The sequence below is a fragment of the Streptococcus ovis DSM 16829 genome, assembly GCF_000380125.1.
Taxonomy (GTDB): domain Bacteria; phylum Bacillota; class Bacilli; order Lactobacillales; family Streptococcaceae; genus Streptococcus; species Streptococcus ovis.
Map to the genome: position 1 here is coordinate 39,960 of NZ_KB904585.1, position 22,913 is coordinate 62,872.

Genomic DNA, 22,913 nt, shown 5'->3' on the forward strand with positions numbered 1-22,913 from the left:
ATTATTCAGTATTAAATAGCTGTGCTCCCTTTCTCACAGAATCCAAATTTTGAAAGAGGTACAAATGAAACATGAAACAATTGTTACAGATGATTTTCTACCTGTAAAAATTATCATTCATAATAATCAAATGCCTGCAAATACTCCTCCTCATTGGCATAGATCAATAGAAGTAAATGCTATGCTTGAGTGGCCTTTGAGTAAGATTGGAGTATCTGGTAAGATATTTGAAGCAGAGACAGGACGAATTTGGATGGCAAATAGTATGTCTCCACATTTCAACCAGAGCTTGACATCTGTTGGAGAACGACGGCAGTCTCGATACAATATCCTTTTTATTTTGTTAAAAGTCTGTATCCTGATATTGAGAAAGGAAGTTTCATATTAAATTATCAAGAAAACTTCACAAAAGAGCAATGGGATATTTATCGCACAGAACTCTTTCCACGAATGGAGACGATCTATTATCTTTATGAAAAGAAAATAGATTTTTATCGTATCCAGGTCCATGTAATCATTTTAGAGATTTTAAATTATCTTCTGAAATATTTTTTTACAAAGAGCGTTCCTTTGGCAAAAGTAGCTTTAAACGATGAAATGGTGACCCGTATCCATGCAGTTGTTGATTTTGTAGATGTTTATTATAATAGTGATATTTCACTTGAAGATATTGCTCAATTATTACACCTCTCAAGAGGGTATACTGCACAAATGCTAAAAGAAAATCTTGGAATGACTCTTGGAGAATACGTAGCATTTATACGCTGCCAAAAAGCTAGAAAGGATTTACTTAATCTGTCTTTAACTCAAACAGAGATTGCACAACGACATGGTTTTTCTGGTCTAAGAACAATGAACCGCCAGCTTGTTCAACATTTTGGTTTGACGGCAAAGCAATTTCGTCAGCTATATCAGAAAATAGACTAACTGTTAAAAATTTGCTTGAAATATCTAACCCAGAAGATAAATCATGATAGATTTAAAAAACTCAAAGAATCATCTATCATCAATTATTACACTCACTCATCTATTCACAAGATCTCTTGAGAAAAAGATTATATCACACGAATCGCATAACTAATATGTTGTAAGAAAAATATCAGTTACAAAATATAGTATAATAGGAACTGCCATCGCAGGATAATATTTCTCACTTGATTAGTATCTCTCTTTCAACGACTAATTTTTATTTTAATCAACACAATTCAATCACAATTTCTCAAAGAAATTGTGATTTTTTTAATTTATGAAAAATCATCGGACTGTACGCCCAAATTTCCTATGAAAATATCCTTTATTTAAAGCATATATCGCTTACAATAAAGTTGTAAAAACGTTTACAAAAGGAGGTTCACTCATGACAAAATGGGAGACTGTTCAACAACATATTCAAAATGCTGTTGATAACCAAGTTATTGCTGGTGCATCAATTCAAATTATCAAGGATGATGAAATAGTCTTGAATGCAGGTTTTGGTCACGATAAACTCGATAGTATTTATAGGATTTACTCGATGACGAAGGTGGTAACAGTTGTTGCTGTTTACAAACTAATTGAAAAAGGTTTGTTGCAATTGACAGATTCTGTGGCAGACTATTTGCCTGCATTTAAAAATCATGTTCACTATGATAAAAATCGAGAATTAGCCCTTGGTAAAGAAATCACCATAATAGATTTGCTGGATATGACTTCTGGCATGACCTATCCTGGATTAGACTCACCGAGCGCTATCAGAATGAAAGAATTCGAGCAAGAGGTAACTCTGAAAATGCAATCAGGAATACAGTACTCGACTAAAGAATTGATGAATTTAGTCGCATCTGTTCCTGGAGAGTTTGAAGCGGGAACCCAATGGAGTTATGGTATTTCAGCAGACATTCTAGGTGGTGTGATTGAGACTGTTACTGGACAAACGTTGAGTCAATTTTTTAAAGAACAAATTTTTAATCCTTTGGGTATGTCTGATACAGGATTTTCTGTTCCGAAAGAGAAATTGGACAGAGTAAGTGTCATCACAAGGCGCCACCCTGAATTACAGTTTGTAGAACTTTTCGATAGGGTAGGATTAGAGACCAATGTGATGAATTATTTGACATTACCCTTTACTTATGATGTGCATACTGTTGACCCTCAATTCTTATCAGGTGGTGGTGGTTTGTATTCAACCGCCCAAGATTTCAGTAAATTAGCACAATGTTTATTACATTTTGGAAAATATTCTGGTGGTCAGTTACTTCAAGAAGAAACAATCAGAAGAATGACCCAAATACCAGATGAAGATCCATTTTATTCTGAACGACATGAAAAACCTGTTGGAAGTGGCATTCCTGGTTATACTTATCATAATTTACTAAGAATTCTTGTAACTCCAAATGAGGCGAAGGTTCTTGGCGTTAGTGGGAATGTTGGAGAATTCGGATGGGACGGTGCTGGAGGTAACTTTGTGGTAATTGATCCAGTAACTAATATGACGATTGTCTTTATGATGCAAGATCTTCATTTTGCAGAACCGATTCTCAGACGAAATATTTATCGTACAATTTATCACTCATAATTAGGAGGATGACATGAAAAAACACTCTTCTTTATTTAAAGTATCTTTACTTTCAATTTCCCTTTTATCAGCATTAGCTCAGGCTGTATCAGCAGCTTTTCCAGCCATGTATAAATCGTTTCCAAATGAAAGCGTTGCTGCAATTGAAACGTTGGGAACAATTCCCAATTTTGGAACTCTCTTTGGTTTATTAGTAAGTCCATTCCTTATTCGTTTGACAAATAAAAAGACAACCGTTTTAATAGGGTTACTACTTGCTCTTATAAGTGGGGTCTTTCCCATGATAGCAACGAGCTACTTCCAAATTCTCATTTCTCGTATATTTTTAGGTATTGGAATGGGACTATTTGCTTCTTTGGCAGTCAGTATGATTGCTGATTATTTTGAGGGTGATGAGTTATCATCCATGCTCGGTTTTCAAAATGCGATGGGAAGTGTCGGTAGTGGACTCTGCTCACTAGCTCTTGGTTATCTATTAACTTTTGGCTGGCAAGCAGCCTTTTCAATCTATTTCTTAGCAATACCAGCTATTATCCTTTTTGCAGTATTTGTTCCTTCTGATAAAAAAGTAATTCCTGAGAAGGTTACTTCAGAAGAAAAAGTTGTAACCAAACAAAAATTAACTCTCCCAGTTTTTCTTATTGCAGCAGTTTTATTTCTCTTCTTTATTTTTTTGGTTCCAATGAGTTATAAAATGCCTCAGCTAGTCGTCAGTAAAGAAATCGGTACAGCAAGTGATGCATCGACAATCTATGGTATCTTCACTCTGATTGGCATCCCAGTATCAATTGGTTATGGTTATTTAAAATCTAAAATTGGACAAAATCTTTACCCTCTCAGTTTGTTATGTTTAGCCGTTGGTTTTGGAATGATGGGCATGACAACTAATTTAATGTTAATTTACTTAGCTGGAATTATTAACGGAATTGGTTTTGGATTAGCTGTTCCGTTTGGATATAACTGGATTAGTGAGGTTGCAGAAAAAAATTCTATTAACTTAGCAACAACAGTAGCTCTATTGAGCATTAATATGGGAGTTTTTCTTTCGCCAGTTGTAATAAATGGCTTAGGTGCTTTCTTGACAAATGGTCAACCTGATAGTTTAATGTATCTTTCAGCAATTGGATTCGTTAGTTTGATGGTTGTCGTAAAAACTCTTCAAATATTTTTGACAAAAAATAAGTAGCAAACCTGTGAGATAAAGTAAGTATATCAAACTTATTTCAAAAACTTAATATCTGTTGATTATGATTTACTATTGATATAGAAACTGCTATTCATTAAGGTGGACATTGCTACTCTTGAGTAAAAAAGTAGTCTGACTGAACCACTCCTTATAAAATAGATAATAAAACAGTCTCGACCTCATTTTAATGAGGTCGAGACTGTTTTTAGCTCTTTTAATTGTTAGTTTAATCTATCACTCACTTTAGAGAATGAGAACAAGCTTATTTTCTAGCTCTTTCACACGCCATCTTTTCAACATTAGATAGCGTGTTTTGGTTGTAAATCATATGACCACCAATATTATTCGATGGCGTCTTTAACTCCTTTTTCTACCGCATTTTCAATGATAGGACTGCTGGTTTTAATTCCTACCAAAGTGTTAATCAATTGTTTGACATCTAACCCTACTGCATCATTTAAACCAGCTTGGACTTGCGTCATAGACTTGGTAATGTCTTCTACCATCTTGGCAGAATTTCCTTCACCGTACATGGTGATCGAATCGATTTGTGCCAATGGTTCTGCAACCGCACGCGCCACATCAGGAAGCGCATTGAAGTACATTTCAAGGACGGCAGCTTGGTTCATTTTCGCCATAGCTTCAGCTTTTTTTTCAAGACCTTCTGCCTCGGCTTTTAGCTTGGCTGCAATGGCTGCTGCTTCGGCTTCCCCTTTAGCACGGATACCGTCAGCTTCAGCTAACATAGCTTCCTTATCGGCTTGGGCTTGTTGCGTCCGTTCATAAGCTTCCGCTTCTACTTCCTTTTGGCGTTTGAAGAGGTCCGCTTGCGCCTTTTGCTCCTGAGCATAGCGTTCCGCATCAGCTTGGGCCTTGATTTCTGCCTCCAAGGATTGACGGCGTACTTTTACTTCTTGCTCTTTGACCAGCGCTTCTTGCTCTTGCTTGACAATGTTGGCTTCAGCTGTTTCACGCTCAATATCCTTACGTTGAATTTGTTGTTGGATAGAGTAGGCGGCATCGGCTTTGGCAGTTTCAGTGTCTGCTTCGGCTTTCAAAGCAGCTTGGCGTTTTGCCAGTTCCGTTTGCTTTTGGGCAATTTCCAAATCAGCCGCCACACGGGCATCATTGGCTAATTTATCAGAAGCAGCTTGTTGCTCTGCGATTTCTTGTTGGGCACGGGCCTTCGCCTTTGCAGCTTCCTTACGAATTTGCTCTGTATTGTCAATCCCGAGGTTTTCAATGACTCCTTTTTCATCAATCAAACCTTGGATATTGAAGGCAACGATCTCCAGACCCATTTCTTCCAAGTCTTTGGTTGCATTTTCTTGCACCTTTTCAGAGAAGCTAGCACGGTTGGTTACGATAGCTTCCAATTTCATCTGACCGATGATGGCACGTAAGTGACCTTCTAAGGTATCACGTACTTCATCCGCAATCTCTTCCTGTTTCTTATAGAGGAAGTTTCGAGTCGCAGATTGGAATAGCTCCGGACGGTCCGTCCCGATTTTAACCTTAACAGCAGCGTCTACTTTAACATTGATATAGTCATTGGTCGGTACGAAATCTGTTGTCTTCGCATCCACTGAAATCATCCCTGCTGTCATAGAGTCCACACGTTCCAAAATCGGCATTTTCCAGCCAGTCTTCCCTTGAATGACCCGCTGACCACGAGGCCCTGAAATCACCTTGATTTCACCTGGCGATGCAGACACAAAACCTGCTAGGAAAATAGCTAGCACAAGGACAACCACTATCACAATGAAGATGATAGGCAAAAATGAAGAGAACATATCCTTCCTCCCAAACGTTTATTTTTTAGGGATATTATACCATATTTCCAATAAAAGAAAAGAAAAAGCAAGAAATCCTTGCTTTTTCTTCAGAGTTCCGTTCGATTTTCAATCGCACGCAGAAGGGTCACTTCATCTGCATATTCGATATCTGCTCCTACTGCCAAACCACGTGCCAATCTCGTCACTTTAATACCTGCAGGCTTGAGAACACGTGAAATATACATAGCTGTCGCTTCACCATCTGCCGTTGCATTAGTGGCCACAATCACCTCGTCTACTTCGCTGTCCATCAGTCGTGTAATCAGTGTTTTTAGATTAATGTCATCTGGCCCGATGCCATTCATAGGAGAAATGAGACCATGCAAAACGTGATAGAGACCGTGGTATTCCTGGATATTTTCCATAGCAGACACATCTCGACTATCTTCTACAATAAGAACCGTCGTTTGATCACGCGTCTCATCTTGACAGATGGCACAAGGGTCTAGGTCTGTCAAATTCCCACAGACCGTACAATAGGTTAGTTCTCGCTTAGCTGCGAGCAAATTTTTAGCAAATTCATTGACCACTTCATCCTCCATACCGATGGTATAAAAAGCTAGACGAGTCGCCGTTTTAATCCCAATACCGGGAAGTTTTGAATACGATTCAATCAATTTTGAAATAGGGGTTGGATATAACATAAAATTCCTTAATTTTTAGGGTAAAGTGAATGGTAGAGGTTGACGATTTCCGTCATAATAGACTTACTGGTTGCAGACTCCAAATCTGTCAAATTCGGCAAGACAACCGCTACTGCAATTTGTGGATGATCACTTGGAGCATAGGCAACAATATTGGTATTGACAGCAGGCAAGACTTGACCATCGGAAGTCGTTACAAAAGTTTCGGCAGTCCCTGTTTTGGCACTGATTGACAATGCTGCATTCGCCATTGCGGTTCCTGTCGTTAAACCACTTGTACCGTGGACAACACGATAAAATCCTTCACGGATAATCTCCATATTTTCAGCTGGAATGTTTACTTGGTTCATTGGTTTTCCAGTAATTTTTTCGACCTGTTCCCCAAGACTTCCATCTTCTTTATTACTGTAGATTCCTTCTGCCAAATGTGGAGAAATTCTCGTCCCTCCATTGGCCACTGTCGCAGCATACTGTGCCATTTGCATCGGGGTATAGTTATCAAACTGCCCAAAAGCATTGGTCAAGTAATTGGAGATGCTATATTCATTAGGAATATAACCTTTTGATTCCTGTGGTAAATCAATCCCTGTTGAAACCCCTAAGCCATACTCACCAAAAGTTGCGCGTAACTGATCCATTGACCTGGTGACTGCATCTGTCTCACTAAGAAACATTCCAGGTACATAAGGTTGTCCAATCATATTCAAAGCAATCTGCACCATGTAGGTATTTGAAGAATATTGCAGAGCTTCTATCGCTGTGATGTTCCGATTCCCATAAGCCGTAAACCAAGAAGTAATTGGGGCAGAACCCGCAAACTGGATCGGCTGATCTGTTAATACCTGATTGCCTTCAAGAACGCCTGACTCCCAGCCAGCTGTTATGGTAGCTCCCTTCACAATTGAACCTGGAACAAAGTTACTTGTAATCGTTCCAAGCGAATCTTCTGCAATACTTGGTGACCCCTTCTCATGCTTATAACCTGCCATCGCCAACACAGAACCATCCTCTGGCTTCATCACAACTGCATAGACACCATCCGAATACAAAGCACTTCCTTTAGCAAGTTCACTCTCAAAATGACGTTTTAAAATCTCATTGACCTTATTTTGAAATTGCAAATCAATGGTCAGTTTAATATTTTTTCCCTTATCACCTTCCTGAATCGTCTTGATGGTTTCAATCTTGCCATCACGGTCAAGGTAGATTTCTTTGACTTCTCGTTGCCCTTGTAACATTTCTTCGTATTGTTTTTCAAGGTAGGCTGTTCCAACACGATCATTCAAGGAGTAACCTTTTGCTAAATACTCATCAGCTTCTTCTTCAGGCAAACCAGCTTGTTCTGAGGTCACCGTCCCAATAATAGAAGCAAGAGAAGTTGGTAACACCACTCGTTTCCAGTCATTTGTTGTAGAAATGCCGGGGAGTGATTTTTCATTTGCCGCCACCATGGCGATTTGTTCTGCAGTCAGTGGATCTGTTACTAAGTGCACTGTCTCAAAATAAGGCACACCATTCATTTGTGAAAATAGTTCAATAGCCTTACTTTCTTCTTCTGAATAGTTCAATTGGTCATCCGTTAAACTCTCTGCTGCATTCGCATAAATAATGGATTCTGCCAATAAATTACCGTCGGCATCAAAGTGCTTTTTCTTTGGAAGTTTTCTCACCACTTCCGCATAGACAGATGGATCAGCGAGATAGTAGTCCGCCTTGTCCCTCGTCGATAAACGCACCTCCGAAACCGTCACATACTGCAGGAGTTGCTGTGCAATTTTCTTGATTTCTTCTGCCGTAATCGTGTTAGTTCGCGTAAATGAAATGACTTGTACCACCTGATTATCAACCAAAGAAACACCCTTGGCGTCATATATTTGCCCTCTGACTGAACTATTTTTAATCGTTTTTTGGCTAGCTGTTGCCAATTTTTTAGTATAAAATTCCTGATCTACAATCTGCATATACGCCAACCGCGCAATTAAGATTGAAAATAATAAAATGACAATTGAAAATAATATATTCAATCTGCGGGGAATCATATTATCTTCTCTGCCAACACGTGAATAATCTTTCTTTACCACAATCCATTCCTCGTCCTAGAAAATTTCTTTTTCATTATAACACAAAATACTATTTTACTCATGCGGTTTTGTCATTTCTCATCTTTTGCCTCCCACATTTCAATGTCCAAATTGATTCCCAAATCAAACAAATAAAGAGCCAAAAAGCCATGATGACTCATGGCTCAATTGCTTCCTGGTATTCATTAAATCCGAGTCAATGCTGTTGCAGCATCAGGTGAGGTATCGTAAATTTGAAAATCCACTCCAACACCAAGCCCTGCCTGCGTCAATTCATTGACCATGGTCATGTGTGCCAACTCTTTGATATTATTTTCCTTAGATAAATGCCCTAGGTAAATCCGCTTTGTCCGATTGCCCATTGAACGGATCATGGCATCCGCACCATCCTCATTGCATAGGTGTCCCTTATCAGATAGAATCCGTTGTTTGAGATTCCAAGAGTACGAACCTGCTCGTAAAATTTCGATATCATGATTCGACTCAATCAAGTAAGCATCTGCATTTTCCACAATCCCTGCCATCCGATCACTGACATAACCCGTATCCGTCAGCATGACAAAGCTTTTATCATCCTTCATGAAACGATAAAATTGCGGATCGGCTGCATCATGACTCACACCGAAGGATTCGACGTCCAAATCTCCAAACGTCATCACCTTTCCGCGTTCGAAGATATGTTTCTGTGCAAGGTCAATCTTTCCTACTTTGCTGTCCATGGCCTGCCATGTCGCTTGATTGGCATAGATATCCATCCCATATTTCCGAGCTAAAACACCGATACCATGGATGTGATCACTATGTTCATGCGTCACCAAGATGGCATCTATCTCCTCAGGCTTACGATTAATTTCAGCCAAGAGACTGGTTATCTTCTTACCTGACAGACCCGCATCTACCAAAATTTTTTTCTTCTCCGTTTCCAAATAGAAAGAATTTCCACTGGAACCCGAAGCTAAAATACTATATTGAAAACCTTTTTCTGTCATCTTCTCCTATTCTTCCTCTGTCTCATCTTCCCAATCATCTACTGCTACATTTTTCGCATATGGTAGCACGATGGTGAAGGTAGAACCATGTCCATACTCACTCTTCGCCCAGATAAAGCCCTTATGTTGCTTGACGATTTCCTTGGCAATGGCGAGTCCTAGACCTGTACCGCCCTGCGCACGTGATCGTGCCTTATCTACCCGATAAAAGCGGTCAAAAATCTTCGGCAAATCTTCTTTAGGAATTCCTAGTCCCTCATCTGAAATCGATACAATCAACTGTGTATCCGTCGTCTTCATACTAAAGGTAATTTTACCGCCGTCTGGTGAATATTTGATAGCATTGTTCAAAATATTATCCAGCACTTGTGTCATCTTATCCGTATCAATCTCTACCCAAATCGGAGTAATCTTATAATCACGGATAATGGTATATTCTTTATCATTATCTTGACTCTTCATCTGGTCAAAGCGGTTGAGAATAAAGGTGACAAAAGCCGTGAAGTTGATTAACTCTACTTCCATTGTCTTCACTTGATTATCAATCCGAGATAAGCTAAGCAAATCTGAAATCATTCGCATCATCCGATTGGTTTCATCCAAGGACACCTTGACAAAACTAGGCGCCACAGCATCATTCAGAGCACCTTCATCTAATGCTTCCAAATAGGATTTGACAGAGGTTAGTGGCGTACGCAATTCATGACTGACATTAGATACAAAGAGGCGACGTTCCCGCTCCTCCTTGGCTTGCTCAGTCATATCGTGCAAAACGACTACCAAACCTGAAATCAATCCACTCTCACTCCGAATGGTTGCAAAATTGGCTCGTAAATGAAGGTACTCTCCATTCTTATCCTCATGATCAATCACAACTTCAGGTGTCTGCGCCAACAAATCCCGAAAACTATAGTCATCTGACAGCTCCAAAATTTCTAATAAATTCTGATGCTCTGCTTCTTTTGCAGCAATATCCAACTGCTCCTGAGCCATACCATTAATCATGATAATCCGACCCATACGATCGGTTGCAATCACGCCATCACTCATGTAAGCCAAGATAGAAGACAGTCTGGTTTTTTCTTGTTCCAAACTATCATGAGTCAGGCGAATCACCTCTGATAAATCATTGAGCGAATTGGTCATGTCTGTAATCTCAGGGCTTCCCCGCATATCCAATATATCTGAATAATCACCTGCAATCAGTTCCTTGACCTTCTGATTTAAAATCTTGATTTGTTTATTGTCACGGTAATTCTCAATCAGCATAAATGACAAAGCTACCACAAAGCCTACTAGAATAGCAACAAACCAAAACTCTGTCGTTGTGACTAAATAACGTAATTGATTAATCATTTGACTTTATGTAATACCCAACTCCCCGTCTGGTCAAAATATATTCTGGCCGACTTGGGACATCTTCAATTTTTTCACGCAAGCGACGGATAGTCACATCAACAGTCCGCACATCTCCAAAATAATCATAGCCCCACACTGTTTCCAACAAATGGTCACGTGTCATGACTTGTCCTAAGTGATTTGCGAGATGATGTAACAGTTCAAACTCTCGATGCGTCAAATCTAGTTCTTCGCCATGTTTTTTGGCCACGAAGGCATCCGGTGAAATGACCAAATCTCCAATAACAATCTCCGTCCCTGATGGTGTCTCTAAATCCACCTGAGTTTCAGATAACTCGCTACGCCGTAAGAGTGCTTTGACACGCGCCTGTAATTCACGATTAGAAAAAGGCTTCGTTACATAATCGTCTGCACCGATTTCTAACCCAATCACCTTGTCGAATTCACTGTCCTTGGCAGACAGCATCAAGATAGGCACATTGCTCGTTTTACGGATGGTACGTGCCACCTCTAGCCCATCTAGCTCGGGTAACATCCAGTCCAAAATGACAATATCTGGCATTTCTGCTTCAAACACTTCTAAAGCTTCCCGCCCATCAAAAGCGGTTACCACTTCATAACCTTCCCGAATCATATTAAATTTAATAATATCCGAAATCGGCTTTTCATCATCTACAATTAAAATTTTCTTCATGCCATTTCTCCTTGATGCTATTGTTTTCATTATATCAAACTTCTGATTTTTTTTCATGTTACAGGGTGAGTAATTATTTTTTGTAAGCACTTTTCTCTTTTATAATGAGAATAGAAAAAAAGGAACCCTCATGGTTCTAACGCTCACCTTTGCTATCCCGCTTTCATTTTGGGGACTGTCCCCGTTTTTTTGCACAGCAGTTTTTATCGCAATTTTATTGTTTGGATGTGGCATTATCATGACATATAGTATAATCCCCTCTTCTCTTTCTAGGAATAACTGGATTGACTCACTTTATTTTCTCGCTGTTCTTTCCCAATCCTTTGCTCTCTTTGGTTTCCAACACTGGGTTTTGTTTTGGGATTTGGTGATGTCGGTACACTAATTGGGAGGTTCTTAAAGAAACAACAGGAAACACGACCAATTTAGCTCTTGGCGATAAATATCATCTCCTGTTTCATCATAGCTACCTTCTTAATAAACCCTTACTTTACCTTTGAGAATTTTAACCAGTTTCTTCAGTTCTACCTTTTTATTCCTCTTATTTTTTTGACTTAATTAATGGTTGGATTTTCTCCCCAGACAGCAAGTGGAATTCCCATGTTGTCCCGTTCTTTTTGTCTTTATCAATCTATCGATAAACGAATTCAGTTCTTCTGCTATTGTACTTCTCTATTTAGTTGCTACAGCCATCAGGACTTAGCCAGGTAAAATTCTCAAACAGAAATACAAAGAAAGCTAGGAAGTACGGAGCCCACTGAAAAAGTAAGCATCTTAATAGGTTTTAGAATTAGCCCCTCCTTCTAACATCTCTCCTTGGAAGGACATATTTTGCATCTCTCTATATCAAAATAATGCGTAATGATTTGATTATTCTTTTGATTTTTCTTCCCTGTCCTTGCTTTATGAATAGCCATATATCCTTCTGGACAGACAAATAGCCCAGCGTCTTTATGAAATTCAAACGAATCCTCTTCTTTACAGTAACCTTTTTGAAACAGAAGGATTCAGTTTTGACACTAAATGAATCTTTTCTTTGCGAGCCAGCTGAATATTATCCTTTCCTGAATAAGCTGCACCACCAATAACACTCTCTATGTCTACACTATTCTCCTTGGTTTTGGCATATAATTCAAGTAAATATTTCCCATCACTTTGTTCGCCAGAAGTGACGACACAAGCAGTAATAATCCGTTCATCCGTCATAGCAATATGGCTTTTATAACTATAAAAAGAAGTATCTGAGGTCTTGTGCCCAACCCTAGCCTCTTCCTTAACAGAAGCTTCCAAGTGTTCTAGGTCATCGTCGACAGCTTCTTTAAGGTAATTGAACTTTTGAGAAACAGCTGGTAAATCCAATTGTGTTCAAGAGCAACTTGAACAGACTTCTGAATCAATAAGTTCAGTAGTTTCGTATCTTTCATTTGAAGCTTTCTAAATTTTGTCAAAGATGATGGCTCAATCACAGAATCCTCGGGAGCTAGACCAAGAAAAAATTTAAAGGCCATATCTGAGAAGGAACGTTTCACCACATCACATCTGATAGCTTATAAATATCTTTCAACAAGAGATACTTAAACATCATAATAGGTGAATAAACCTTACGCCCAAAATCGAGATGATAACTCTTTTGGCTCTATAATTTCTGTAGTGGGTAAATCCACTATGGAGATTATAGGGCTTTTTGAGTATCAAAAAGTCCCATAAGACTTATAATGAAAAGCGCTTAAACAACTCATTAGAAAGTATCTTATGGAACACATCAATCATACCACATTACTCATCGGAATGAAAGACAAAAAACTCTAAGCAGCGTTGCCTGCTTAGAGTTTTTTGTTTTAGTATTCAGATTATTGTCACAGCCTCATTTTTTTATTTAGAAACTAGTCTTATCCCAAACTCTTTTTTCTTTGTAATATGATGAGGGTTGGTAGACTATAGGAAATGATTGACTTTTACAAATTTTGCTTACTTTTAGGATTTTTATAAAACAAATCAAAGACCAACCAAATAATGAGGATGAATTGGACCAGAATACTGATCAGGCTCCCTTCGACACCAAACGGCCCCCCAGATAACCAATCGGAACCGTGGAGGCTGACATCTACAAAGGCAGCACCAGTGGACGTTCCGCTGACAGGAAAGGCAAAGACACTTCCTTGGAAACAATTCCATGCAGCATGGATACCACTAATGACCCAGAGATTGCCGAGTTTGATGAAACACAGAGCTGCTAAGACACCAAAGGCAAACAAATCCAGAAGAGGAATCAGACTCAAACCATCATTGCCAATGTGAATAATGGTGAAAAAGAAAGCTGAGACAAAAATAGACCAATAAATAGGATACCTGGTAGAAAGGGAAGTAAAAAGCCAACCACGACAGAGGATTTCTTCAGTCGTGGACTGGACGGACCAAGCGAGAATGAGAACAAGGAATCGTCCGGCTAAACTAGGCGAGAAGTTAAAAGAAGTAATTCTGACAGCTCCCAAAACCATCATCAGTACAACACAAGATAACAGTAACCCTGCACCTAAGAGCCAGCCGAGAGAAAACTGTTTCCAAAAATTTTTGCGGAACATCCCCAGTCCCGCCCAGGGAGATTTTTCAACTACTCTTGCCCATAACAGAAGAGCACTTGCGATAAAGGCGAAACTGAACAATTCTAAAATCTGGCTCTCTATTCCTGTCAGAAGTCTTGTTATTTCTGCCCATAAGAGCCCCAGTGTTTCACTGATAAGCAAGAGTACAAAACCGATGATAGGAGCGAGCCACCAGCTGAAATTGTAGCGAGACTCTTTTTTAGCCTCTATAATGTTTTCATAAGTCATATAGTTTATGATCTCCTTATCTAGCATGTGGTTTTACGAATGAGCTTGCTGACACGGTAGGCCATAAAAAGGGCCAGAACAAACCGTAAACTTTGTTGCAGTAGGATAGCGGTGACAAATAAGGAATGATGTTGAACAGGTCCGCTAAAAACAAGGTAGTCCCATATCCCATGATCGACAGCGCTCCAAGCAATCTTTTGTGCAAAAAGATAGAGATAAGCATAGTAAAAGCCAGAAAGAGTGGTAACCATGACCTGTAGTAGGACAGTTTTTACATCACTACCTGCAAAGACATTGATGGCGTGAAACAACCCAAAGCAAATCGATGATAGAGCAACAGCTTTATGGATAGAGAAATGCTTCAAGAAGTAGGTTAAAATCACACGCCTAAATAGAAATTCTTCCCCAATACCGACACACAAGGTCGCTAAGAATGGGAGAAGAAAAGACCAACTAGCTTGAAAGCCTACTAGCCAAAAAGCTATTAAAGTTAGGATAAGTGGCACAAATCCCCAGAAAAAATAAGAGGGTTTTGCTGGAAAAGGGGTGACGAGAGGAAGGTCTTTTCCTTTCTTTACAACATACATCACCATCATACCAGCTAAGAGGATTAAGAAAGGCAATTCATGCCTAAAGAAATCTGGAGCCCCGTAGGCAACACCTTTCAGGTGAAATGTGTATAAGTAGCTGATTAGCATGATGCTAATATAGGCTATCGAAATAGCAGCGACGGATTTTTTATGCGTCATGTTCTTTTTCCTTTCGTGTGATTAAATAGATGGACTATCTTTTGGCTAGACTAAAATAAAGTAGCTGAGGATCCCAACTCCCATAACATCACTAATAGCATGAGCAAGGAAAAATGGGAACATATTTTTTTCTTTCATCCGTGTGTAAAGCACGTAGTAAATGGTTCCCAAGAGAAAACCGATCGCAAGAGCAGAGACATTTCCTTGGTAAGTATGGAAGGAGTAGCGTACCAATAAGGAATAGAGGAAGGCCCAGCGTCTGTGCTCTGGCTTGACTGTCAAACAAATCCCCAAGAAGAAGATCTCTTCATAAAAACCGTTTAAAGCAGAGTAAACTAAGAGAGAAAGATCAATCTCAGATAGTTTTTGAAGCAAAGGGTGCATCATTTGTTCGGTTTCATAGTAGACAGAATCCACAGGTGTTGGAGGTAAGAGATAAGATGCGGCGATAAAGTAGAGATCAAACAAAATTGCTAGGCCCAAAAATAGACCAACTCCCATCAAAACGGCTTTAGGAGTTATGCGGATCTTGGATGTCCATACCGAAAAATCAAAATGCCGTATCCACAAATATAAAAAGGCTAATAAGAGTAAGAATGCTTGATGTGAAAAAGCCTGCCAATTCACTGAGCTGGTGAATTCGGGCAACTCTGCAACAGCGCTGTCTTCCAATGTCGAAAAGGCAGCAAATGAACTTTGGATGGCTTGAAGGAAGAGGATGAGAGTAAGGATAAAAATATCCCACCATTTGAGGTATTGTAATTTTTCCGAACCTCTGATTTTGTCTAAAATTGTCATGTATGTATTCTCCTAATCGGTCTTATTTTTTACTCTATTATCCTACCACAGAGGTCTCACTAGTTCCTATTAACCATCTGTTTTTTATCTAACGTTCTGTATTGAGAGGATGTTCTTTAGTTTGGCACTGAATGTAAAGCCAAGCAAGAAAAAGTAGTATCGAAATACTGACGACTATCAAAATAGTCAACGATGAGTAGCTAAAGTCAATATTAAGATAGGTACAACCTCTCACATACAGGTTCTAAGGAACGGGTAATCCATTAGAGGAGTTCCCCTGTGATTTTTTTAATCCATCTCCTGTAGTGGGGAGACTTTCCCCTTAGGAAGGGCGGTTGTGCGATGATTTTGAAGGCAAAAATGTATTAATAATGCCCAACTGAGAACAGTGATCCCAATTTTCATAGGGGTGTTGTTATCAATAAAGGGGTTGTTCCACAGGATATGTAGAATGATAGGGCTGACTAGCCAGATAGGCATCGCCTTAGGTCTGTCGGATTTGTGATAGTAAAGCAGAAGAGCGCATGCTCCGGTGAACATCGCGGTTAATAGCCAGTGCCCCGCATAAGCTGTTTCAAATCGTAGTATAGCTTGTTCTAGTGGCCGATGTGTCTTTTCAATCATAGCACCTAAAATATACACATAATCCTCGGATAGTTGAAAGCCAAGGCCCACACCGCCACCGATTAGAGCAGCTTGCCAGACATCTTGACGGCCAGATAGGTAAAGAATGGTCATGGCTAGAAGGAGTTTGAGGCTCTCTTCGACAAGTGGCGGTGCGATACTAGGCTGCCAGGTTGTTATGAATTGATTGTTTGGGAAAAGGCTATGCAGTAAATTGGTGACATGAAAATTTAAAAGACCAGATTGTTGACCGATAACGAGTGCACCAAATAAAACAGCAACCCCAAACCAAATGAGGTCTACGCCTTTTTTCTTTTTGAGTAAATAAGCCAATGAGACTAATGGAATTCCATAGCCTATGAGCAACAGGGCAATAGGCTGTATCAGTGAAAAAATTGTACTGGCGGTGTTTAAAGGTGGTGTTTGAAACACCAAAAGCTCTTGAATCAGTTGTCGAATGCTAAGGATAATTAATCCGCTCCAAATAATTGTTTTTAAGTTGATTGTTTTCATGGTGAAACCTCCTATCAAAAAATCTCTTTATTCTTTTTTGATGGTAAGAGCAAGTGTTTGTTATTATAGGAACGCGAGATTGCCCTACCAACAGTTGAACAAGTACTGTAATACTTTTATCTTAAGTCTATCATGATATTATCAAGGTGGACTAAACATCATCTCATTTTTATCTATTTTTTTGTAACTTTTTTCTAGAAGTGTATCTAAATCAAGTGTATTATCAACTAATCCTGCACCTAAATAACATGATTGATTCACTTACAACGTTGAACTTCGTTAAGTTCTAATCTGTAATTAGATTCGTAAAGTCAATGGTAAAAACCATGCTATCTTCTTCACGATTAAGATGATAGTTGAGTCGGTGTTTAGATAAAATTTGGTCAACGATATAAAGACCGAGTCCGGTTCCGCCATCTTGTCGATTGCGACTGAAATCTGGACGATAAAAAGGTTGGAACACCTGTTCAATCTGTTCATCTTCAAGGAGTTGTTCTGCTTGGTTAGTAATTTTCAATTGCCCTTCTTTCAGGAGAAGCTGAATTTTCCCATTTGGACGGGTGTAGCAAAAAGCGTTATCTAACAGATTTTTAAGTGCTTTTTGGAGATAGAGCTGATGAGAAGTAATCATTAAAGGTTCCAGTTGGACGTCAAATTGGAAATGATTGACAAGAGCTATACCTTCGTAAGTTGGCAAGATGTCTTCTAGGAGTTCTTTTAGAGAAAAGGTATCTTGGTTTGGTTTTAGAATCAGATCCAACTTTGACACCTCTAATATAGATTGGACAATCTGAGATTGCTCAGTTAAGATTTGCAGACAGAGATTCAAATATTTATCTCGATTTTTAAAATCCCCGATATTGTACAGCATCCCTTCAACCATACCAGTCATACTGGTAATTGGTGTTTTAAGCTCATGGGAGGTCATCCTTAAAAAATCCATCTTCTGACGCTCTCTGATCAGAGTACGTTCATTTTCTTGTTCGAGATTTTCAATGCTGATCAAAAGCTTGTTATAAAGACTATTTATATCTTGAGCCAACTGGGAAATTTCATCTCGGCCGGTTACCTCAAAAGAGAGGCCTTTTTCTAGACTCTGCATTTGACGAGTTTGGAGAGACAGATTTTTAATTCGCTTTGTGGATAAACGGCTATATATGAAAATGGCGATTCCTGCAATGAAGATGAATAGGAGAATGACAAACGGATAAAAGGTCAAAAATGTTTGACTAATACTGGTGAGCGTAGGGTAACTATACTGTCCAGAGAGAATCATCAGGCTCCCCTCTGCAGTACGGATGCTATCTGTCCAAAAGCCAATTTCGTTATTTTCCGTCTCTTTTAACTCTTGGATGTCAACTTCGTAGCTGGTTAATTCCTCTTGATTAGGGTAGAGAGCATTTCCATCCATATCCGATAGGGAAAAGAAGAGTTGAGAGTATTTTTTATCTAGACTTTGTAAATGACTAACGATACTAGTTTGAGATTCCCCCCTTAGCTGTTTTACAACAAAATTATAGTTTTCTTTAAGTTCTGCTTTTTGTGATTGTTTGTAATAAATAGGCAGGGTAAAATACAAAATAGCTAAAAAGAAGAAAAGCATCACAGATATAGTAACCGTTAAACTAATAAAACTTTTTCTAGTGATCCCCATAATTTGTTCCCTCTAGCTTATATCCTCTTCCAACAATAGTGCTTAAAATAAGGTTTGGGATTTTTTTACGAATGTTTTTAATATGATTGTCAAGAACACGACTATCTAGTTCACTATAACCCCAAATACTCATCATCATATTATCACGTGTGACAAGTTTTCCACAGTGTTTAGCCAGCAACTCTAAAATATCATATTCTGTTTTTGTCAAAGCTAATGTATTGCTGCCATAATAGGCTGTTGAGTTGTCTAAATCTAATCGGAGTTGGCCAATTTGGATTTCGTTGGACACTTGAGATTGCCGCAAAACGTTTTCAATGCGCTTCATAAGAATTAAAGGAGAAAATGGTTTGACAACATAGTCACTGATAGTTTGGTTGAAACTAATCAACTGGGTATATTCGTCGTCCATGGCCGTGAGCATGATGATAGGGACAACCGACGTTTGGCGAATCTGCTTCAAGACGTCTAAGCCACTAATCTCAGGAATCATAATATCTAAAATGATTAAATCAAATCTTTCTCTTGAAAAGGCCTCCAAGGCTGCATATCCATCAAAAACAGAAATTACTGTGTGGTCGTGCGCTTTGAGAAATTCTATTACGATTTGATTAATAACCACATCGTCTTCAACCAACAGAATGTATGCCATAAACAAGCTCCTTATCTTTATCTCTTAGATTCATATCACTTCTAATTATACTATAAACCTCTGGCTGGATTTTAAAAAGCCTGAAAAAATTAGATAAAAAATAGATAGAGGATAGGAAATAAGGATATGCAGATGCTACAATAGTCTCAACAAAACGACTCAAACTTTACTTCAAGTTTGAGAAAAAGAAAGGAGTTATTAAAAGATGCAGCATATCAAAGTATTAGCCTTATTCATAGAAGGTTTACTATCCTTTTTTTCGCCCTGCGTACTTCCAATATTACCAATTTATATTGGGATATTAGGTGGTCAAAGTGAGGGAGTAAACGATGTTAAACATCGTAAAAGGGTTTTATGCAACACTTTAATTTTTGTTTTAGGAATTGCAACTACTTTTTTCCTACTTGCTTTTGCCAGTAGCTTTTTGAGCCGATTCTTAAATCAACATATAAGGTGGGTACAAATAATCAGTGGTGTTTTGATTATTACCATGGGATTATTTCAACTGGGAGTTTTCCAAACAACATTCTTAAGTAAGGAATTTTCGGCCAAGAGTAAAGTTTACCAAGCTGGACAGACAGTGACGCCCGTTATTGCTTTCCTAATGGGATTTGCCTTTAGCTTTTCTTGGACTCCTTGTATCGGTCCTATTTTAGCCAGTGTTTTCTTTTATGCTAGTAGTCATTCTGGAATTTGGAGTGTTCTCCTCATTTCAGTTTACTGTATTGGGTTCATCCTACCCTTTATTCTAGTCGCCCTTTTTTCCCAAAAGGTTCTGGATTATTTTAAAAAGCAGACTCGCTTTTTACACTATACCAAGATTATTTCTGGGATTTTGCTTATCTGTATCGGGTTGTCTATCTTAACTGGATTGTTTGATAACCTCACTCACTTATTAAAATAAAAGGAGAAAAATTATGTTTAAAAAAGCATTAATATCGGCCTCTTGTCTGTTGATTCTGACAGCTTGTGGAGCTACTCAACAAAAACAGAGTACAGCTCAAAATCCTTCACCAGTTGAAAATACAACGGATAGTCAAATGGACAAAGGGTTACAAACTCTTGTCGAAGGAGAAAAAGCTCCTGACCTGAAATTGATGGATAAAGATGGAAAGGAAGTATCTCTGTCTGATTATGCTGGAAAAAAGGTATACCTTAACTTCTGGGCTAGTTGGTGCAAACCTTGCCTACAAGAAATGCCCCATATAGAAAAAGTATATCAAAAATTCAAAGACGATAAGGATTACGCTTTCCTAAGTGTGACTTCACCAAAAGATAGTAAATTTAACAATGCCTACGCCTTGGACGAGGATCAAAAAAAAATTATGGATGTTGCCAAAAAAGCTGGGATTACCTATCCAATTTTGTTTGATCAAAAGGATAACGCCCTTATGGCATATAGCCTCCGAGCTTTTCCAAGCCATGTCTTTATAAACAGTGATGGCACTGTTAATAAGGTCTTTGCTGGCCAACTGAATGAAGAAACCTTAAAAGCTGGCCTCAAAAACCTCAAATAAAATCGGTTAAAGGCATTCACTCTAAAACTAACGTAGCTCTTTAATCCGTTAAGAGATTTTTGAACACTCTGTCAAAGAAACTAACTTTTAGTCTTGCGAGAAAATGCGCAATATTTCTACTGTTGCTAGTATCATGTTTGCCAACGCCCTCCTCGAAGGTAAACGTCCGATAAAGATTGATATAAGATTCGTTCTTATAGTCAAATAACCTCTTCAAGTACTACAAGAAAATCAACGTAAATGAAAAACTAATTTCTATGAAAACTCCCAAAAAGTCCCCAAAATTCTCCCTTCCTTAATGGTATGATAAGAGTGAATTTATTTGAAAAAGACAGTAAAAAGCGCAAAAATTCACTTCCTGTAGTATACGGTAATTAAATTTTAAGTTTTGGTGTTAGAATTGTACCTTAATCCTAACACCTTTTCTTTTCGATAGATTAGTGAGTAATCTATAAATCATTCTGAGGTTCTTATGGCACAAGCACTGATACTTCCTCTGTTGCGAACCTTTGTTGTAAAGGGATGAAAAAAACTGAGGCTTTAGAGTAGACATCGCCAGAACTTGTTCGAGATAACGATTCCCTTACGTGATGTGCGAGGATTTTTAATGCCCACACTTTCGTAAGAATCTGGACAAAGTCCAGCCCAAGAGCTCAAGTGTCCAGTTATCGGAAACTGCTCCATGTTTGTATCTACCTCCACAATAAAGAAAGATGTTATTAGATAGTCAGTGACTGGAATGGGCATCTAAAACGATCATCTCTTCTTAAAAATGAGTGAGATAGTTGTTAATCAGTTCTTCCAAGAGCTGAATGTACTTTTTATAAAGGGCATAAATGCGTATAACATAAAGCGATGAGGTTCTGAGAAATAGTCGCCAAGCGCCTTGACTAAATCTGTGGAACTTTTTTCAAGCTAGTGAAGATAGGCTGTTGAGCACTTCTCTCACTGATTTGGAGCTTATCACATAATAGTTCTATCAAGTCTCGTCCCGAGCTTCTCATAGTGTCTTCAATCTATACGCTTGCGAATTGTGTAGTATCTTATGGATGCTTATTCCTAGACTCGACAAAGTGTTTGCGCTGACAGTTCGAGTCTCTTGTTCTTAAATCGTTTCGTCAAGGACAAAACTTTTCGGAAACAGTCCAATTATGGTCAACTTGGGCATCCAAAAGACATCCTTTTTATAAATTTTTTGCCAGAAACAGCTTTTATTATGGCTTCAAGCCAGTTTTTCTCGTAGAGAAAAATGAGAAAACCACCAGCTAAGCTGGTGGCTGATAAGGCTTCTAGCTTCCATTTATTTTTCCAAGTATCATCTAATTGTTCAGGTTAGATACAGAAAGGAGTAAAATAGTCCAATGGACTATTTTAGCAATGGCTAAAACCAGTTATAGTTTATCACACACCAAATGGATATGCAAATATCACATTGTCTTCACTCCGAAGTATCGTAGAAAATCCATCTACTATAAAATTAGACAAAACTTCATCGAGATTTTCCGTCATCTATGTCAGTACAAAGGAGTAGAAATTATAGAAGGGCAGATGATGCCAGATCACGTTCACATGCTTGTGCTGATACCACCCAAACTAGCGATTTCCGATTTTATGGGATATTTAAAAAGTAAGANTGCTTTGATGATATTTGATAAACATGCGAATTTAAAGTATAAATACGGAAATCGTAAGTTTTGGGCGAGGGGTTATTACGTCAGTATTGTCGGATTAAACGAACAGTAGCAAAGTATATTCATGAGCAAGAGAAGGACGACATAGCTCTAGACAAGTTGAGCGTTAAAGCATACGAAGATCCATTTTCGGATGGAGGTTTCAGAACAAGATAAAAGCCCGTTGTTACGGGCAACAGTCAAGTAATAAAAGCATAACCTGAACAACGTTCAGCGAGCGTGTTTAGACGCTGCTGGAGTTTAACGGCTTATAGCCGGTGTACAAGCCACCCGTTTTCACGGGTGGTTATGACTTAAGCTGGCTTGGCTAAAACGAGTTCAAACTCTTGACACAAAGCATGCCAAACCAACCTCCAATAAACGCCAATATGTCCGTCCCAACAGCTTAAACCTAAAATTGGTTGAAATAATTACAGCATTTTTTAATCCACTGTTCGTCTGTAGAGTGGATTGGTTTGTCTCTCGTCGCTTAAAGTATCATCCACAAAGCCCTCACTAAGGTTATACAACTTAATGAGGGCTTTGAACTTTAGTTCTCATAG

General features: G+C 38.7%; 19 protein-coding genes and 2 pseudogenes. 7 read left to right on the forward strand and 14 right to left on the reverse strand.

Annotated features, from left to right (window positions below; translation table 11 throughout):
• The first annotated feature begins 64 nt into the window (after positions 1-64).
• From A3I9_RS0112075 to A3I9_RS12915, 4 genes are all read left to right on the forward strand, one after another.
• Entirely contained in the window at positions 65-388 is a 324-nt protein-coding gene (locus A3I9_RS0112075) for a hypothetical protein (RefSeq protein WP_018379286.1), read from the forward strand.
• A gap of 182 nt (positions 389-570) precedes the next feature.
• A complete protein-coding gene (locus A3I9_RS0112080) occupies positions 571-927 on the forward strand; it encodes a helix-turn-helix transcriptional regulator (protein ID WP_169333665.1) in 357 nt (118 codons plus the stop codon).
• 430 nt (positions 928-1,357) lie between these two features.
• Positions 1,358-2,554, forward strand: a complete 1,197-nt coding sequence (locus A3I9_RS0112085) for a serine hydrolase domain-containing protein (protein WP_018379288.1) — start codon at positions 1,358-1,360, stop codon at positions 2,552-2,554.
• 13 nt (positions 2,555-2,567) lie between these two features.
• Positions 2,568-3,740 (forward strand): MFS transporter, encoded by a 1,173-nt coding sequence (locus A3I9_RS12915; protein ID WP_018379289.1) that lies wholly within the window; start codon positions 2,568-2,570, stop codon positions 3,738-3,740.
• A 341-nt stretch (positions 3,741-4,081) separates the two neighbouring features.
• Here A3I9_RS12915 and A3I9_RS0112095 read toward each other — a convergent pair whose 3' ends face one another.
• The 13 genes and pseudogenes from A3I9_RS0112095 to A3I9_RS0112165 form a co-directional block, all read right to left on the reverse strand.
• On the reverse strand, positions 4,082-5,533 hold the full coding sequence (locus tag A3I9_RS0112095) for a flotillin family protein (protein ID WP_018379290.1): 1,452 nt from the start codon (positions 5,531-5,533) through the stop codon (positions 4,082-4,084).
• 89 nt (positions 5,534-5,622) lie between these two features.
• A complete protein-coding gene (gene recR, locus A3I9_RS0112100; protein ID WP_018379291.1) occupies positions 5,623-6,219 on the reverse strand; it encodes a recombination mediator RecR in 597 nt (198 codons plus the stop codon).
• Positions 6,220-6,227: 8 nt separating this feature from the next.
• Positions 6,228-8,300, reverse strand: coding sequence for a penicillin-binding protein PBP2B (pbp2b, locus tag A3I9_RS0112105; protein WP_018379292.1), 2,073 nt, complete (start codon positions 8,298-8,300; stop codon positions 6,228-6,230).
• Positions 8,301-8,485: 185 nt separating this feature from the next.
• Positions 8,486-9,289, reverse strand: a complete 804-nt coding sequence (locus A3I9_RS0112115) for an MBL fold metallo-hydrolase (protein ID WP_018379294.1) — start codon at positions 9,287-9,289, stop codon at positions 8,486-8,488.
• A gap of 6 nt (positions 9,290-9,295) precedes the next feature.
• Positions 9,296-10,645: a cell wall metabolism sensor histidine kinase VicK gene (gene vicK / locus A3I9_RS0112120; protein ID WP_018379295.1), complete on the reverse strand. Its 1,350-nt coding sequence runs from the start codon at positions 10,643-10,645 to the stop codon at positions 9,296-9,298.
• Positions 10,638-11,342, reverse strand: a complete 705-nt coding sequence (gene yycF, locus A3I9_RS0112125) for a response regulator YycF (protein WP_018379296.1) — start codon at positions 11,340-11,342, stop codon at positions 10,638-10,640. The genes vicK and yycF overlap by 8 nt, the downstream gene beginning before the upstream one ends.
• 777 nt (positions 11,343-12,119) lie before the next feature.
• Positions 12,120-12,975, reverse strand: a pseudogene (locus tag A3I9_RS13915) (transposase); the annotation flags it as partial.
• Positions 12,976-13,297: 322 nt separating this feature from the next.
• Positions 13,298-14,173, reverse strand: coding sequence for a CPBP family intramembrane glutamic endopeptidase (locus tag A3I9_RS0112140; protein ID WP_018379298.1), 876 nt, complete (start codon positions 14,171-14,173; stop codon positions 13,298-13,300).
• A 20-nt stretch (positions 14,174-14,193) separates the two neighbouring features.
• Positions 14,194-14,922, reverse strand: a complete 729-nt coding sequence (locus tag A3I9_RS0112145) for a CPBP family intramembrane glutamic endopeptidase (RefSeq protein WP_018379299.1) — start codon at positions 14,920-14,922, stop codon at positions 14,194-14,196.
• Positions 14,923-14,967: 45 nt separating this feature from the next.
• Entirely contained in the window at positions 14,968-15,720 is a 753-nt protein-coding gene (locus tag A3I9_RS0112150) for a CPBP family intramembrane glutamic endopeptidase (RefSeq protein WP_018379300.1), read from the reverse strand.
• A gap of 288 nt (positions 15,721-16,008) precedes the next feature.
• Positions 16,009-16,857, reverse strand: coding sequence for a PrsW family glutamic-type intramembrane protease (locus tag A3I9_RS0112155; protein WP_018379301.1), 849 nt, complete (start codon positions 16,855-16,857; stop codon positions 16,009-16,011).
• Positions 16,858-17,143: 286 nt separating this feature from the next.
• Positions 17,144-18,511: a sensor histidine kinase gene (locus A3I9_RS0112160; protein ID WP_018379302.1), complete on the reverse strand. Its 1,368-nt coding sequence runs from the start codon at positions 18,509-18,511 to the stop codon at positions 17,144-17,146.
• On the reverse strand, positions 18,498-19,163 hold the full coding sequence (locus A3I9_RS0112165) for a response regulator transcription factor (protein ID WP_018379303.1): 666 nt from the start codon (positions 19,161-19,163) through the stop codon (positions 18,498-18,500). Before A3I9_RS0112165 ends, A3I9_RS0112160 begins: the two co-directional genes overlap by 14 nt.
• A gap of 205 nt (positions 19,164-19,368) precedes the next feature.
• On the opposite strand from A3I9_RS0112165, the gene A3I9_RS0112170 reads away from it, so the two are divergent.
• Both A3I9_RS0112170 and A3I9_RS0112175 read left to right on the forward strand, forming a co-directional pair.
• A complete protein-coding gene (locus A3I9_RS0112170) occupies positions 19,369-20,067 on the forward strand; it encodes a cytochrome c biogenesis CcdA family protein (protein ID WP_018379304.1) in 699 nt (232 codons plus the stop codon).
• A gap of 13 nt (positions 20,068-20,080) precedes the next feature.
• Positions 20,081-20,680, forward strand: a complete 600-nt coding sequence (locus A3I9_RS0112175; RefSeq protein ID WP_018379305.1) for a TlpA family protein disulfide reductase — start codon at positions 20,081-20,083, stop codon at positions 20,678-20,680.
• A 540-nt stretch (positions 20,681-21,220) separates the two neighbouring features.
• Here the strand turns inward: A3I9_RS0112175 and A3I9_RS13920 are convergent.
• Positions 21,221-21,427: a transposase gene (locus A3I9_RS13920; protein ID WP_083903995.1), complete on the reverse strand. Its 207-nt coding sequence runs from the start codon at positions 21,425-21,427 to the stop codon at positions 21,221-21,223.
• Between the two features lie 630 nt (positions 21,428-22,057).
• On the opposite strand from A3I9_RS13920, the pseudogene tnpA reads away from it, so the two are divergent.
• Positions 22,058-22,527: pseudogene (gene tnpA, locus A3I9_RS12925) on the forward strand (IS200/IS605 family transposase).
• Positions 22,528-22,913 lie beyond the last annotated feature (386 nt).